Source organism: Paraburkholderia sp. OAS925 (assembly GCF_040543975.1).
Classification (GTDB): domain Bacteria; phylum Pseudomonadota; class Gammaproteobacteria; order Burkholderiales; family Burkholderiaceae; genus Paraburkholderia; species Paraburkholderia graminis.
Genome location: NZ_JBEUNO010000001.1, coordinates 1,340,675 through 1,355,747 on the forward strand (window position 1 = coordinate 1,340,675; position 15,073 = coordinate 1,355,747).

The 15,073-nt window shown below is 64.0% G+C and carries 15 protein-coding genes and 1 pseudogene; 2 read left to right on the forward strand and 14 right to left on the reverse strand.

Annotation, left to right across the window (positions count from 1 at the left end; translation table 11 throughout):
- Positions 1 to 11: 11 nt before the first annotated feature.
- The 12 genes and pseudogenes from ABIE53_RS05785 to urtA all read right to left on the reverse strand — a co-directional run bounded on the left by ABIE53_RS05785 (position 12) and on the right by urtA (position 12,081).
- Positions 12 to 692: an urease accessory protein UreF gene (locus ABIE53_RS05785; protein WP_107707224.1), complete on the reverse strand. Its 681-nt coding sequence runs from the start codon at positions 690 to 692 to the stop codon at positions 12 to 14.
- Positions 679 to 1,338: an urease accessory protein UreE gene (gene ureE, locus ABIE53_RS05790; protein WP_107707223.1), complete on the reverse strand. Its 660-nt coding sequence runs from the start codon at positions 1,336 to 1,338 to the stop codon at positions 679 to 681. Before ureE ends, ABIE53_RS05785 begins: the two co-directional genes overlap by 14 nt.
- Before the next feature lie 2 nt (positions 1,339 to 1,340).
- Complete coding sequence (gene ureC, locus ABIE53_RS05795) at positions 1,341 to 3,047, reverse strand: urease subunit alpha (RefSeq protein WP_006048590.1); 1,707 nt, start codon at positions 3,045 to 3,047, stop codon at positions 1,341 to 1,343.
- A gap of 52 nt (positions 3,048 to 3,099) precedes the next feature.
- Positions 3,100 to 3,405, reverse strand: a complete 306-nt coding sequence (locus ABIE53_RS05800) for an urease subunit beta (protein ID WP_006048589.1) — start codon at positions 3,403 to 3,405, stop codon at positions 3,100 to 3,102.
- Between the two features lie 25 nt (positions 3,406 to 3,430).
- A complete protein-coding gene (ureA, locus tag ABIE53_RS05805) occupies positions 3,431 to 3,733 on the reverse strand; it encodes an urease subunit gamma (RefSeq protein WP_006048588.1) in 303 nt (100 codons plus the stop codon).
- Positions 3,734 to 3,866: 133 nt separating this feature from the next.
- A complete protein-coding gene (locus ABIE53_RS05810) occupies positions 3,867 to 4,667 on the reverse strand; it encodes a transporter substrate-binding domain-containing protein (RefSeq protein ID WP_029971092.1) in 801 nt (266 codons plus the stop codon).
- 224 nt (positions 4,668 to 4,891) lie between these two features.
- Positions 4,892 to 5,785 (reverse strand): urease accessory protein UreD, encoded by an 894-nt coding sequence (locus ABIE53_RS05815; protein ID WP_107707222.1) that lies wholly within the window; start codon positions 5,783 to 5,785, stop codon positions 4,892 to 4,894.
- Positions 5,786 to 5,919: 134 nt separating this feature from the next.
- On the reverse strand, positions 5,920 to 6,612 hold the full coding sequence (gene urtE, locus ABIE53_RS05820) for an urea ABC transporter ATP-binding subunit UrtE (RefSeq protein WP_006048585.1): 693 nt from the start codon (positions 6,610 to 6,612) through the stop codon (positions 5,920 to 5,922).
- Positions 6,613 to 6,668: 56 nt separating this feature from the next.
- Positions 6,669 to 7,532 (reverse strand): urea ABC transporter ATP-binding protein UrtD, encoded by an 864-nt coding sequence (urtD, locus tag ABIE53_RS05825; protein WP_006048584.1) that lies wholly within the window; start codon positions 7,530 to 7,532, stop codon positions 6,669 to 6,671.
- Positions 7,529 to 8,725: an urea ABC transporter permease subunit UrtC gene (gene urtC, locus ABIE53_RS05830; RefSeq protein ID WP_107707221.1), complete on the reverse strand. Its 1,197-nt coding sequence runs from the start codon at positions 8,723 to 8,725 to the stop codon at positions 7,529 to 7,531. The genes urtD and urtC overlap by 4 nt, the downstream gene beginning before the upstream one ends.
- A 1-nt stretch (position 8,726) precedes the next feature.
- On the reverse strand, positions 8,727 to 10,373 hold the full coding sequence (gene urtB / locus ABIE53_RS05835) for an urea ABC transporter permease subunit UrtB (protein WP_006048582.1): 1,647 nt from the start codon (positions 10,371 to 10,373) through the stop codon (positions 8,727 to 8,729).
- A 402-nt stretch (positions 10,374 to 10,775) separates the two neighbouring features.
- A pseudogene (gene urtA / locus ABIE53_RS05840) lies at positions 10,776 to 12,081 on the reverse strand (urea ABC transporter substrate-binding protein).
- Positions 12,082 to 12,326: 245 nt separating this feature from the next.
- Between urtA and ABIE53_RS05845 the strand changes: the two are divergent.
- The gene (locus ABIE53_RS05845; RefSeq protein ID WP_132384549.1) at positions 12,327 to 12,674 is read left to right on the forward strand and encodes a hypothetical protein; all 348 of its coding nucleotides are present in this window, start codon (positions 12,327 to 12,329) and stop codon (positions 12,672 to 12,674) included.
- 80 nt (positions 12,675 to 12,754) lie between these two features.
- Here the strand turns inward: ABIE53_RS05845 and ABIE53_RS05850 are convergent, their stop codons facing one another.
- Positions 12,755 to 13,855 carry a DUF3443 domain-containing protein gene (locus ABIE53_RS05850; protein ID WP_502922736.1) on the reverse strand — a complete coding sequence of 367 codons (1,101 nt, stop codon included), beginning with the start codon at positions 13,853 to 13,855 and terminating at the stop codon, positions 12,755 to 12,757.
- A gap of 89 nt (positions 13,856 to 13,944) precedes the next feature.
- On the opposite strand from ABIE53_RS05850, the gene ABIE53_RS05855 reads away from it, so the two are divergent.
- Complete coding sequence (locus ABIE53_RS05855) at positions 13,945 to 14,211, forward strand: hypothetical protein (RefSeq protein ID WP_258196097.1); 267 nt, start codon at positions 13,945 to 13,947, stop codon at positions 14,209 to 14,211.
- A gap of 284 nt (positions 14,212 to 14,495) precedes the next feature.
- Here ABIE53_RS05855 and ABIE53_RS05860 read toward each other — a convergent pair whose 3' ends face one another.
- Complete coding sequence (locus ABIE53_RS05860; protein WP_107707217.1) at positions 14,496 to 14,951, reverse strand: DUF2844 domain-containing protein; 456 nt, start codon at positions 14,949 to 14,951, stop codon at positions 14,496 to 14,498.
- Between the last annotated feature and the right edge of the window lie 122 nt (positions 14,952 to 15,073).

Genomic DNA, 15,073 nt, shown 5'->3' on the forward strand with positions numbered 1-15,073 from the left:
GATGGATCGATTTATGAGCGAAAGAGCCGCGAATACTGCGACTCGTGACGCGCCGACAGAATGCCGAGCTGCGGCGCGAAAGTGTTGATGTGTTCCGGCGATGTGGCGAGCGCGCGCGTCACCGCTGCGTCGATCGGTCCGCGCAACGCGACGATAATGCGCTGCCCCGCGAGTTGCCCGAGCGGCACCGCCTTCAATGCGGCAGCGGCCTGGTTCTCCACCCAACTGAATGCGTACGCGGCGAGAGCGGCATCGACCGCGGCGTCGTGCGCATAGGCGGCGAAAGCGAATGCCGTGGGCTGAGCGAGCGGCGTGATCGCACTAAGCGTCGCGCGCCGCGCTGCATCGCTCCATTCGAGCGACACGCACAATTGCCGCAGCGACCACCCCATTTGCTCGGTCTCGCGACGTAACTCGGCGGACTCGCGGCTCGCGAGGAATTCGCGGTTCGCTTGTGCGAGGCCGTCGGCGTCGTGCGTGCGCCAGCGTTCCATTTGATGCGCGAGGAACGGCAGTTCGCCATGCGCGAGGACGTCGGTAAGGCCGCTTGCGATCCAGTCGCGGGCCGAGTCGGCGTCGGTGATCAGTTGCGCTTCGATCGCCGCTTCGAGACCCTGCGAATAACTGAATGCGCCGATCGGCAACGCCGGCGACGCGAGATGCAATAGCGCAGTGAGTTCAGCGATGCGCATGGTGAGCGTGATGCGCGTGGCCGCAAGATTCGTCGTGTACGTGGGCTTCGTGATCGTGCGAGTGGCCGTGATCGTGCGAGTGGCCGTGGCCTTCGTGGCCATGCTCATGATCGTGCGAATGCTCATGCCCATGATGCTCGCCGAACACCTGCTGCGCCAACGCATAGTCTTCGGCGAAGGTCTCGTCGTGGCCATGCTTGTGGCCGCCGCCATATGCGCCCGACTCGGGCTGAAACGGCATCGACACCTGATCGACCGTTGCGCCGATGCGCTTCAACATATCGGCGAGAACGGGATCGTATTCGAGCTTCAGATAATCCGCGCCGACTTCAACCGGCGTATGACGATTGCCGAGGTGATACGCGGCGCGCGTGAGCGTCAGCGTATCTTTCGCGCGGACCACGAGCACGGTTTCCGCCGCGGCGACCACGCGCACGAGGCCGCCGTCGTCGGCGACCAGCACATCGCCGTCGCGCAGAACGGTGCCGCGCGGCAGCAGCATCGCCACTTCCTCGCCGTTATCGAGCGTGGCCGCGAGGCGGCTCTTGCGACGTTCGTCGAACGCGAGTGTCAAGGTCGGCGCGCGCTTGATCAGCACGGGCGCGAGCTTCAGATGAGGTGCAAGCAGTTTGTCGAGTGTGCGCATGATTAGAACAGGAAATAGCGTTGCGCCATCGGCAAGACCGTGGCCGGTTCGCAGGTCAGCAGTTGACCATCGGCGATCACCTGATAGGTTTCGGGATCGACGCTGATCGACGGACGCCACGCGTTGTGAATCATGTCGGCCTTCGTGATGTTGCGGCAGTTCTTCACGGCCACGATACGCTTGTTCAAACCATAACGCTCGGCAACGCCAGCCTCGGCGGCCAGTTGCGAAACGAAAGTCAGCGACGTGCGCCCCAACGCACCGCCGCGCGTCGCGAACATCTCGCGATAATGCACCGGCTGCGGCGTGGGAATCGACGCGTTGGGGTCGCCCATCTGCGCCATCGCGATCATGCCGCCCTTCAGAATCAGCGAAGGCTTGATGCCGAAGAACGCCGGCTCCCAGAACACGAGGTCGGCCCACTTGCCCGGCTCGATCGAACCGACTTCATGCGCGATGCCGTGCGTGATCGCGGGGTTGATCGTGTACTTGGCGACGTAACGCTTCGCGCGAAAGTTGTCGTGACGCGCGCCGTCTTCGGGCAGCGCGCCGCGCTGCACCTTCATCTTGTGCGCGGTCTGCCATGTGCGGATGATCACCTCGCCCACGCGGCCCATCGCCTGCGAATCGGACGACAGCATCGAGAGCGCGCCGAGATCGTGCAGGATGTCTTCGGCGGCAATCGTCTCGCGGCGTATGCGCGACTCGGCAAACGCAATATCTTCCGCAATCGACGGGTCCAGGTGATGGCAGACCATCAGCATGTCGAGATGCTCTTCGAGCGTGTTGACGGTGTAAGGGCGCGTCGGATTCGTCGACGAAGGCAGCACGTTCGCCTCGCCGCATACCTTGATGATGTCCGGCGCGTGGCCGCCGCCCGCGCCTTCGGTGTGGTACGTGTGGATCGTGCGGCCCTTGAACGCGGCCACGGTCGCTTCGACGAAACCCGCTTCGTTCAACGTGTCCGTGTGAATCGCGACCTGCGTGTCGGTGTCATCGGCAACGGAGAGACAGTTGTCGATCGCGGCCGGCGTCGTGCCCCAGTCCTCATGCAGCTTCAGGCCGATCGCGCCCGCCGCGATCTGTTCGAGCGCGGGCTGCGGCTGGCTCACGTTGCCCTTGCCGAGAAAGCCGAGGTTCATCGGATAACCGTCGGCGGCTTGCAGCATGCGTTCGAGATGCCACGGACCCGGCGTGCAAGTGGTCGCATTCGTGCCCGTTGCGGGGCCAGTGCCGCCGCCGAGCATCGTCGTCACGCCGCTTGCGAGCGCTTCTTCAATCTGCTGCGGGCTGATGAAGTGAATATGCGTGTCGATGCCGCCCGCCGTCACGATCAGTCCTTCGCCCGCGATCACTTCGGTGGACGCGCCAATCGCAATCGTCACGTTCGGCTGAATGTCGGGATTGCCCGCCTTGCCGATCGCGGCGATGCGGCCGTCCTTGATGCCGATGTCGGCCTTCACGATGCCCCAGTGATCGAGAATCACCGCATTCGTCACGACAGTATCGACAACCTCGGCATGCACGCGCTGCGACTGGCCCATGCCGTCGCGAATCACTTTGCCGCCGCCGAATTTCACTTCCTCGCCATAAGTCGTGAAGTCGCGCTCGACTTCGATCAGCAACTCGGTGTCGGCGAGACGCACGCGGTCGCCGGTGGTGGGGCCGAACATTTCCGCGTATGCGCGGCGGCCAATGCGTAAGGTCATGGTGTGGGTCCGGAAATGAGCAGGTCGTTCGGGGCGAGTGCCCGCAAGGGCATCACAGCTTGCCCATCACCTTGCCGTTAAAGCCGTAGACGATGCGCTCGCCCGCCAGTTCGACGAGTTCGACGGTGCGCTCCTGGCCTGGCTCGAAGCGCACGGCCGTGCCCGCCGCGATGTTCAGGCGAAAGCCGCGCGCGGCTTCGCGGTCGAACGCGAGCGCGTCGTTCACTTCGTAGAAATGGTAGTGCGAGCCGATCTGCACCGGCCGGTCGCCGGTATTCGACACGACGACCGTGACGGTGGCGCGGCCCGCGTTGAGTTCGTGCTCGCCGTCGTCGGTGAGGAGTTCGCCGGGAATCATGGGCGTGCCTTTGTGGTTCAGCGGATCAAGGGATCGGATGATGAACGGTGACGAGCTTCGTGCCGTCAGGGAAGGTCGCCTCGACCTGAATGTCGGGGATCATCTCGGGCACGCCTTCCATCACGTCGTCGCGTGTGAGCAGCGTCGTGCCGTAGTGCATGACCTCGGCGACGGTCTTGCCGTCGCGCGCCGCTTCCATCAGCGCGGCGGTGATGAAGGCGACCGCTTCCGGATAGTTCAGTTTGAGGCCGCGCGCGCGGCGCCGTTCGGCAAGCAGCGCAGCGGTGAAAATCAGCAGCTTGTCCTTCTCGCGAGGTGTCAGCTTCATCGAATGAGTGCGGTGAGTGGCGCCCGGTCCAAGTGGATCGGGTCGCGACAATGATATGCGTTGCGGGTCGCGGATGCGACCCGTGCAATGCCGGACCAAACAGCGACGCTATCAAGTCCGGCTAACGGCGCGCTTACAGATCGGCAGGCAGCGCCGCGCCGAACCACTTCTTCGACATCGTGTTGAACGTGCCGTCCTGCTTCGCCTGCGCGATCGCGGCGTTGACCTTCTGCTGCAGGCGCGGCTCGTTCTTGTTCATGCCGACGAAGCACGGCGAGTTCTTGATGACGAACTTCGGCTCGGGACGGCGCGGCGGATTCTTCGCGAGGATCGCTGCCGCGACGATGTTGCCCGCCGCGATCAGTTGAACCTGGCCCGACAGAAATGCGGCGATGGTCGCGTTGTTGTCCTCGAAGCGCTTGATCGTCGCGTTCGGCGCCATTTGCGTGAGGCCGAGTTCCTCGAGCGCGCCGCGCGTCGCGCCGACCGTCTTGCCGGTGAGGTCGGCGGGGCCGCTCACCTTGACGTCGGCGGGACCGAACACGCCCTGGTAGTACGGCGCGTACGCGGTCGAGAAGTCGATCACTTTCTCGCGATCCGGCGTCTTGCCGAGCGACGAGATCACGAGGTCGACCTTGTTCGTTTGCAGATACGGAATGCGGTTCGCGCTGTTGACGGGCACGAGTTCGAGCTTCACGTTCATCGACTTCGCGAGCAGCGCGGCCGTCTCGATGTCATAGCCTTGCGGCTTCATGTCCGGGCCGACCGAGCCGAACGGCGGATAGTCCTCGGGCACGGCCACTTTCAGCACGCCCGCCTTGGCGATGTTGTCGAGCGTGTCCGCGTGGGCGGGCACGGTGACGGCGAGGACAGGTGAGGCGAGCAGTGCGGCGAGCAGCGTGCGGCGCATGGAACGAAGCGTGGGTCGGTTCATGTGATGTAGGCGTGGTCCAGGCGTGGTGTGGTCGGTGTGCGCGTTCGGGCGCGATGTCGACGCGCGAGGCGCGGCAGCATCGCGCGCTAACAACGCAAGGTGTGTGCCATCGTGGTGCGGCGGGCGCGAGCGGGGAGTTTTCAGCGCGGCGCACCATGTGGGGGCTCGCCGTTGCGCCAGTGTGGTGCGGGGCTGTCTTACGCGGTGAAAGCGCGGCGGCGCGCTTATGTGGTCCAGATTCTTAGCGGCATGGCATCGACGCCGTGCACGATGGGGCGCAACTGCATCCAGCATTGCGTCAACGCGCGTTGCAAGCTCTCCATTGAACGCGAGACGACTCGAACCAGCAACACGCCGCTCGTCACACAAGTGGCCGCTGCGCGTATCGTGCTGTCGAATGGAAGCTGAGCGGTCAGCGCCTCGGCGAGCGCGTCGTCGCAAGCAGCGCCGATCGCCCACAGCGTGCCGTACGCGGGAAAGCCGCCGAGTCCTTGAGCGGCATCGCGCAACGGGTCGCCAGCGACGAGCGTTGCGCGCTCGAACCACAGCAAGTCGCCGTTCGTGTCGTTCTTTGCCCGCACGATCCGCGACACCGCTCGCAGGCTTCCCTCCGACCACCGCTCGCCAGCCGCTTGCCGGCCCAACTGCGTCGCGTCCCAGCCGATCGCCGTCGCGCCTTCGTCGAGTGTCAGCGAAAAATCCAGCGCCGCATTCGCATGATCGAACACGATGTTGTTCTGCGGCAGCCAGTCGAGCTTCGCGTTCTCGCCGACGTGCACGGCGATGTTTTGCCGCGCGGCGCGTCCATTGGATTTGTACCACTTGGTCGCGCCAGGCGTCGTGATGACGGCATGCGCGGCGGCGCCGACATTCACGCTGATGTCGAGCTGATCGCCGCCCGCAATCCCGCCGGGCGGATGCACGATCACCGCATGACAGATGGACTCGCCCTCGGGATAAAGCGGCCGCTGCACGCGCAACGGTCCATCGTGGAGCCGGTGTTCAAGCGCCGTGCGCTGAGCTCGCCTGACGAAGCCGAGTTCAAGACGCGCGCGCCATTGCGCATGCGCTTCGCTTTGCGCATTGGCCAACGTGACGTGGTTTTCGTGAAGCGACATGCAAGTGGACGTGCTAATGAGCGTGCGATCGATGTGTGAGTACAGGAACTACAGGCGCGAGCCGGAGCCAACGCGAGGCCCGCGCAACACGCACAAGACGCGCCGAGCATAGCACGCGAACCAACGCCCACGAGTCACACAGCGATCAGCGCACGCACGCCGTCCGCATCCATATTCGCGCCTTCTCCGCCCGCGACGATCTCGCCGCGGCTCATCACCCAATAGCGGTCGGCAATCTCCTTCGCGAAGTCGTAGTACTGCTCGACCAGCAGCACCGTCATGCCCATTTCCTCGACCAGTTGACGCAGCGTGCGGCCAATGTCCTGAATGATCGACGGCTGAATGCCTTCCGTCGGTTCATCGAGAATCAGCAGTTGCGGCTCGCTCATCAGCGCGCGGCCAATCGCGAGCTGTTGCTGCTGACCGCCCGACAGATCGCCGCCGCGACGCCCGCGCATATCCTTCAGCACTGGAAACAATTCGTAGATGCGCTCGGGGACTTTCTTCGGCGCTTTCTTGCTGGCCGCGCCCACCAGCAGATTTTCTTCGACGGTGAGCCGCGGAAAAATATCGCGCCCTTGCGGCACATAGGCGAGCCCATGCTCGACGCGCGAATACGTGGGCAGCTTCGTGATCGGCGCGCCGCGCCACGCGATGGAACCGCTCTTCGTCTGCACGACGCCCATCAGGCAGCGCAGCAGCGTGGTCTTGCCGACGCCGTTGCGGCCCAGCAGCACAGTGAGCTTGCCGTCGGGCACGGTCAGCTTCACATCGCGAAGAATGTGGCTGCCGCCGTAGTACTGGTTGAGGTTTTGTACTTCTAGCATGGTGGTCCGGTCCTGTGATTCACTGCGCGCTGATCGAACAAACTAATAGGGCTAACTCAGCGGCCGAGATACGATTCGATCACGGTCTCGTCGCGTTTGACGTCGTCGAGCGTGCCGTGTGCGAGCACGCGTCCTTCGGCCATCACCGTGACCTTGCCGGTCTTGCCCGACAGTGCCGCGACGAACTCCATATCGTGCTCGACCACCATCATCGAGCAGGTGCCGCGCAGATGGTTGAGCAGTTCGGCGAGCTGCATGGTTTCGTCGTCGGTCATGCCGGCGGCGGGTTCGTCGAGCAGCAGCAGCGCCGGTTGTTGCATCAGCAACATGCCGATTTCGAGCCGCTGCTTTTGTCCATGCGACAACTCGCCGGCCAAACGCCGCGCCTCGCTTTCAAGACCGATCAACGCCAGCGTTTCTTCGATGCGCGCTTGCGCCTCGCGATCGAGCCGCGCACGCAATGACGCGAGCCAGCCCTTGTCGGTTTTCATCGCCAGTTCGAGGTTTTCCCACACGGGATGCTGCTCGAAAACCGTCGGCTTCTGAAACTTGCGTCCGATGCCGGCGCGCGCGATGGACGGCTCGTTCATCCGCGTGAGGTCGATCGACTGGCCGAGAAACACCTTGCCGGAATCGGGCGCGGTCTTGCCGGTGATCACATCCATCATCGTCGTCTTGCCCGCGCCGTTCGGGCCGATGATGCAGCGCAATTCGCCGGCGTCGATGGAAAGCGTCAGCGCATTCAACGCGCGAAAGCCGTCGAAGCTCACAGTCACGTCGTCGAGATACAGGATCGTGCCGTGCGACACGTCGATCTCGCCCGGCACGACCGCGTGCCCCATGCTGGCGACGCCGCTTAGCGCATGCTCGGAAGGTTGTTCGGGCAACGCGAGATCGGGAACCATCGGATTTTCGTTCATGAGCGGTTCCTCTTGCGGGTCACGAGTTCGATGAGTCCCATGATGCCGTTCGGCAAGAACAGCGGGACCAGCACGAAAATCAGACCGAGAAAGAACAGCCAGTATTCAGGGAAATTCGCCGTGAAAAAGCTCTTCGCGCCGTTCACCGCGAACGCGCCGACAATCGGCCCGATCAGCGTGCCGCGTCCGCCCACGGCGACCCAAATCGCCATTTCAATCGAATTGCCCGGCGACATTTCGCCGGGATTGATGATGCCGACTTGCGGCACATACAACGCGCCGGCAATGCCGCACAGCACCGCGGAGACGGTCCACACGAACAGCTTGTAGGCGAGCGGGCTATAGCCGAGGAACATGAGGCGCGTCTCGCCGTCGCGCACGGCGGTGACGACGCGCCCGAGCTTCGACGTGACGATCGCGCGCGCGCCGATGAACGCGAGAATCAGCACGGCAAACGTAATCAGCAGCAACGCGGTGCGCGTACCCGGGTGCGTGATCGCGAAGCCGCCGATGCGCTTGAAATCCGTAAAGCCGTTATTGCCGCCGAAGCCCGTTTCGTTGCGATAGAACAGCAGCATCGCGGCGAAGGTTATGGCCTGCGTGATGATCGACAGATACACGCCTTTCACGCGCGAGCGGAACGTGAAGAAGCCGAACACCCACGCGACCACGGCCGGCACCAGCACGACCAGCAGCAGCGCATAGCCGAGATGTTGCGTGCCTTCCCAGTACCACGGCAGTTGATGCCAGTCGAGGAACACCATGAAGTCCGGCAGGTCGCTGCCGTACTTGCCGTCGTGACCGATGGCGCGCATCAGGTACATGCCGATTGCGTAGCCGCCGAGCGCGAAGAACAGCGCATGACCGAGGCTCAGAATGCCGCAGTAACCCCACACGAGATCGAGCGCCAGCGCGGCGATCGCGTAGCACATGAACTTGCCGGTGATCGTCATCGCGTAGGCGGACAGATGCAGCGGGCTCGTCTCCGGCACGACGAGCGTGGCGAATGGCACGCCGAGCCCGAACACGATGATCAACGCGATCAGCGCGAGCCACGCGCGCCGCGACAGCAGCGCGGGACGCGGCGGCAAGCCGAGCGCGAAGCCGGATTGCGCGGCGCGCGTTTCGGCGCCGCTTGTGCCGTGCGTGCCGACGTGAGCCGGCGCGTTCGAAGAAGAAGTCGCAGATGTCATGTCATGCCTCCGCGCTGCGGCCCTTGAGGGCGAACATGCCCTGCGGACGCTTCTGGATGAACAGCACGATCAGCACGAGCACCGCGATCTTCGCGAGCACCGCGCCCCAGAACGGTTCGATTGCCTTGCTGACGAGTCCGAGCCCGAAGCCGCCGATCACCGTGCCCGCCAGTTGACCGACGCCGCCCAGCACGACCGCCATGAACGAATCGATGATGTAGCTCTGACCGAGGTCAGGGCCGACGTTGCCGATCTGCGAGAGCGCGCAGCCGCCGAGTCCCGCGATGCCCGCGCCGAACGCGAACGCATACGAATCGACGCGCGCGGTTTTCACGCCGACGCATGCGGCCATGCGACGGTTTTGCGTGACGGCACGCACGAAGAGACCCAGGCGCGTCTTCGTCAGCACGGCCCATGCAATGCCGACGACAAAAAGCGCAAACGCGAGGATCACGAGGCGGTTATACGGCAGGATCAGATTCGGCAGCACGGTCACGCCGCCGCTCATCCACGAAGGGTTCACGACTTGCACGTTCTGCGCGCCGAACAGCATGCGCGTTGCCTGGATCAGAATCAGGCTGATGCCGAACGTGGTCAGCAGTGTTTCGAGCGGACGGCCATACAGATGCTTCAGCACAAGCCGCTCGATGACGATGCCGACAAGCGCCGCCGCGACGAACGACGCAGGCACCGCGAGCAGCGGATACCAGTCGAACGCGCCGGGCGCGAAGCGTTGAAAGAGGTTCTGCACGACATAGGTGGCGTAGGCGCCGATCATCAGGAATTCACCGTGCGCCATGTTGATGACGCCGATCAGGCCATACGTGATCGCGAGGCCGAGCGCGGCGAGCAGCAGCACGCTGCCGAGCGACAGACCCGCGAACAGCGTGCCCGCAATTGCGCTGCGGCGCTGGATTGCATCGAGTTCGTCGATACCCGTTTGTGCGGCGGCCCGCACGCGAGCGTCCGTTTCGGCGAACGTGCCGTCGGGCTTCTTCGCGACGAGCGGACGCAGCAGTTCGTTCATGTCGAGGTCGTGGCGAGCGGCGACGAGTTGCACCGCTTCGAGGCGTTTCGTTGCGTCGGCGTCATGCAGCGCGGTCATGGCCCAAAGCGTATCGAGGCGCTTCTTGAGCGCCGGGTCGGTTTCCTTTGCGCGGGCCGCGTCGACGAGTGGTTTGATCGACGGGTCCGGGTTTTTCAGCAGCGCATTGATGGCTTCTTCGCGCGTCGTTTTGTCGGCGGAGTCGAGTTGCAGGCCGGAGAGCGCGCCTGATACTTTTGAGCGCAGCAGGTTGTTTAGCGTGACGGGCTGGGCGTCGCTGGCTTCCACTGTCTTGCCGGTGACTGCATCGTGCAGCGTGTCGCCGTCTTGTAGCAGGACGGCGCCGGAGTCGGTGGCGAGCACTGTGTCTTCGGACAGCGCCTTTAACACCGTCAGCGATTCCTTGTCGTGGTTCGCGATGAGTTTGTCGATGGCTGCGGACTTGGCGTCGAAGTCGTCGGCGGCGAGCGGCGCGACATCGGCGGTGGTCAGCGCGAACGCGGCGTGTGGCGTTAGCGTGGCTAATGTTGCTAACGCGAGCAGTGCAGATGCGGTGCCGCGTCGAGCGAACCGCTGCGCAGAAGTGAGAAATGAAAACGCCATGATGGCCTTTGAAGAATGACTAGCGACGCGGCGCGATGCAAGGCAGCGTTTCGCGCGATGGGTTGCGGGAGCGCTGCGGATGCTTGTGGCCGGCCGCTTGTTGTGGCGAGGTGCTGGCGGCGCGATGCGGCGTAGTGCGGCGGTGCAGTACGACGGCGCAGGACGACCAGCAGTGCGACAGCGCAGTACGACACACGACGCGACCACGGAGTACGACCACGCAACACGGCGACGCAGTACAACCCACGCACTACGCGATCCACGCGATTCGAGCAACGCACGGCCACGCAATTCAACCCGAAGCCATGCGCCGCAAAGCGACTCCCCGCACGCGCGCCGCAACCACAAAACCAACGCATCGCAACGGCAACACAAGCCGCCGCGACACGCCGCACCACCCAATCAGGCGACCCGCGACCGCGAGCGCTTCAGAAACGCCGGAATCGAACTCACCACATCCGGCTTGCCCGCATTGCCCGCGATAAACGGACTCCACGGCTGCGCGCGAACCGCGGTCTTGGTGCGCCATACGACATTGAACTGACCGTCCGCGCGCACTTCGCCGATCATCACCGGCTTATGCAGATGGTGGTTGCCGTCCATCTCGAGCGTGAAGCCCGACGGCGCCGCGAACTGCTGGCCGACCATCGCCACGCGTACCTTGTCGACGTCCGTGCTCTTGGCCTTTTCGACCGCCTGCTTCCACATGTGAATGCCGACGAAAGTCGCTTCCATCGGATCGTTCGTCACGCGCTTCGTGCCGCCCGGCAGGTTGTTTTCCTTGACCCACGCGGCCCATTGCTTCTTGAACTTCTCGTTGGCCGGATTGCGCACCGACATGAAGTAGTTCCATGCCGCGAGATTGCCGACGAGCGGCTTCGTGTCGATGCCGCGCAGTTCTTCCTCGCCGACCGAGAACGCGACGACCGGCACGTCCGACGCCTTCAGCCCCCTGGTTGCCGAGTTCCTTGTAGAAGGGCACATTCGAGTCGCCGTTCACCGTCGAGATCACGGCCGTCTTGCCGCCTTGCGAGAAGGTCTTGATGTTCGCGACGATGGTCTGGTAGTCGCTATGGCCGAACGGCGTGTAGACCTCCTGGATGTCGGCGTCCTGCACGCCCTTCGACTTCAGGAACGCGCGCAGGATCTTGTTCGTCGTGCGCGGATACACATAGTCGGTGCCGAGCAGGAAGAAGCGCTTCGCGCCGCCGCCTTCCGCGCTCATCAGATATTCGGTTGCGGGAATCGCCTGCTGGTTCGGCGCCGCGCCCGTGTAAAACACGTTGCGCGACATCTCTTCGCCTTCGTACTGCACGGGGTAGAACAGCAGGCCGTTGAGTTCCTCGAAGACCGGCAGCACCGACTTGCGCGACACGGAAGTCCAGCAGCCGAACACCACCGCGCATTTTTCCTGCGTGATCAGTTGACGCGCTTTTTCTGCGAAGAGCGGCCAGTTCGATGCCGGGTCGACGACCACCGGCTGAAGCTGACGGCCCATCACGCCACCGTTCTTGTTGATGTCCGCGATCGTCATCAGCGCGGTGTCTTTCAGCGATGTCTCGGAGATCGCCATCGTGCCCGACAGCGAATGCAGGACGCCTACCTTGATCGGGCCGCTTGAGGACTGTGCGTGCGCGAACGGCACGCGGCCTGCAAGCGCGAGCGCGCCGGACATGGAGCCGAACTTCAACAGACTGCGACGTTTCATGTGTATCCCCTTGCCATTGATGATGAATGTTTATGGGCGTCGATCTCAGCCACAGGGGCGTGCCCTGCATGATTTGCCGCTCCTGTACTGCAAGGCATATGCCATGTTGATGAAACGCGCGGGATGGCAGCGTCGCGCGCTGTGGCGCGGCCCGGAGCAAGCGGGCTTATGCGTGCTGGCGTACGAATGTGGTGCATGCAGATGGGATGCGCCTCGTTCGGGTGCGGGACGCGCCGCGACGAGGCGTGAGAATCGGCAAGCGGGCTTTGACGGTGCACATGCGCAGCGGCGTTGTGCATGGGGATGCGGCGCTTGGGGTGGCGCTCGCGTATGGCGGTGGTTGTGGCGAACGCAACGCGCCGCTGAGATTGCGCTCGCCTTTCACGGCCGGCGTGAGGAGGGGCAGCGTACTGTTCGATAGCGCTCGCGTTTCACCGCCGGCTTGGCGAAGACAGCGCACGCGCTCGATCGGGTGCGAGCGCGACTATCGCCGCGTGGTTCGTCAGCCTCGGCGGCTTTTCGGACGTGATCGAAACCGCAAGATCGCGGCGATATTCGCGACCGCCGCCGACGCGTCCAATGTCCGCTATTGAACGCGTATGAATGGTCTTGCATGAGGCCGGCTGTTGCCTATGCCGGCCTCGTGCATTACCCGCGTTGTGCGTCGGCTTTCTTAGAACGCAACGAAGGGCCCGCTCTGCGGCCCGGCTTGCGAGCCGCTAAGCGCCGTATAAACACTGCGGCCGAAGAAGAACGGCAAGCCCCAGATGAAATAGCCCGAGACCGACGTGTACGCGGCGATGTTGTCGAACGCGGCATACGTGCCGGCGAGGAGGCTCGCGGTGTTGGCGACCTGGAAGGGCACGGTCGCGGACTTGAGCGCGCCGCTCGTCGGCTTGAGCACGGCAGACAGGCTCAGCGTGGTCGATGGCGTATAGCGGCCCCATGCATCGAACGGAATGGCCGTGTCGCCGAAGATCGTTATGTTCGAGCCGCTGTCGATCACGCCGTTGCCGAACGCGCTTCCCTTGTACGTCGTCGTGAAAAAGCCGTTGCTGTCGAGCGGGATGATGTTCGCGGTCGACGGCAGCGCGTTGTTCTGCTGCGTGCCGATACCGAACACGAGCTCGCCCGTCGCGCTTGCCTGGCCGCCCGGCTGCAACGAAGGCAGACGGATGATCGTGCCGTTGTTGTCGGTCGTGAAGTCCGCAACCGGATTCATGACCTGCGTATCGAGCGGCACGCGCGTGTTCGCGCATGGACCCGACGACGGACAGTAATAGTACGTTGCCGGCAACATATATTGCGCGGCGAGCGGGAAGTCGCGGACCGCCGAGCCGATGCCGACCACGCCGTTCGCGCCGAGCTGCGCGACGCTACCAATATCGACGACGCCGCGCGACGCGCAATCGGTCGGCGTCGGATTCGCGCCGTCGCTGATGATCTGCACCGGCAGACTGCCCGCCAGCTTTCCGCCGATGCTCACGTCCGCGCGCTTGACCGAGCCCCACGTGTAACCCGACGCAAAGATCGCGCACTGGGAGATGGACGCGTTGTGCGTGGGATCGTCGGTCGCGCCTGTCTGCGCCGGCAAGCTGCCCGCCAGCGCCGACCCGAGCGCGCTCGCCATCACACGCACGCCTGCCGAGCCGGTATCGAGCAACATGTGATCGATGGTCGCGCATTGATTCGCGCCTTGCACGCCGGGAATGCAGATCGTGACCGTGACGTACGGCGTGTTCGCGTAGCCGCCTGTCCATCGTTCTATTGTAATGGGGGCTGTGTTTTGCGTTGGTGTGGGCGTTGGCGTGGGCGTTGGTGTGGGCGTTGGTGTCGGTGTTGGTGTCGGTGTTGGTGTCGGTGTTGGGGTTGGGGTTGGTGTCGGTGTCGGTGTCGGAGTTGGAGTTGGAGTCGGAGTCGGAGTTGGAGTTGGTGTCGGAGTCGGAGTCGGAGTCGGAGTCGGAGTTGGTGTCGGAGTCGGAGTCGGAGTCGGAGTCGGAGTCGGTGTTGGTTTCGGCGTCGGCGTCGGCGTTGGTGTCGGTGCCGGTGCCGGAGTCGGAGTTGGCGTCGGTGTCGGTGTCGGTGTCGGAGCCGGGGATGGCGTCGGAGTCGGCCTTGGCGTGGGCGTAGGCGTCGGAACAGGTGCCGGAGTCGGAGTCGGCACAGGCGTCGGAGCTGGAGCGGGCGTCGGAGCCGGAGTCGGTGCAGGTGCCGGAGCCGGCGAAGGACGCGGACTCGAAGCCGGACTCACAGAATCCGCTTTATCGTTATTCTGCACCGCCGCGCCCGATGCATCGTCGCCGCCACCGCCGCCGCCGCAACCGGAAAGCCCGACGCTAACCGTGAGCAAAGCGAAGCAAACTGTCTTGCTGAAAGTCTTCATTATTTTCTTCTTCGTAAATCGACGCGGGCCGTTACCGGACATCTTCTGCACGGACATTCGCCGGCAGCAGCCGCGGCAAAATCGCTTTGCCGAAGAAATTGCCAGGCCGGCCGACCGACTCGATCTGGAAGTCGTCGCTACGGTCGATTAACGGACCGGTGCCGCGAGGCTTACCCGCACCCGCCGACGCCGCGCGATGAAAATAATTGCCTAGCAGCGCATTCATGTCGGGGCGCACCGGCCCCTGCCACGCGACGGCAAACACGACGTTATTGGGCAGCACGTATTCGCGAATCGTGACGCCGTCCGCATCGTGCGCTTCACGCACGGTGTACGAGGCGGAAGCCAAAGCGGTGGGCGCGGCAACGGCGGCGGACCGCAGCCGTGACTGCGACGCTGCACTGATCGTCGGCGCGCCGCCCAACGCCGCATAGGAAGCCAGCGGCAACATCACCGCAGCGGCGAGCGCGGCCTTCACAAGATTCATCGCAATGCTCCAGAAAACAGGTCGGAGCATGTTGCCAGCGCAGCCGTACCGGAATATGCCGACAAAGCTGAATGTGTCCTGGGAAATGGCGCAAGAAGGCGCGGCGGTAACAGCGGTAACGC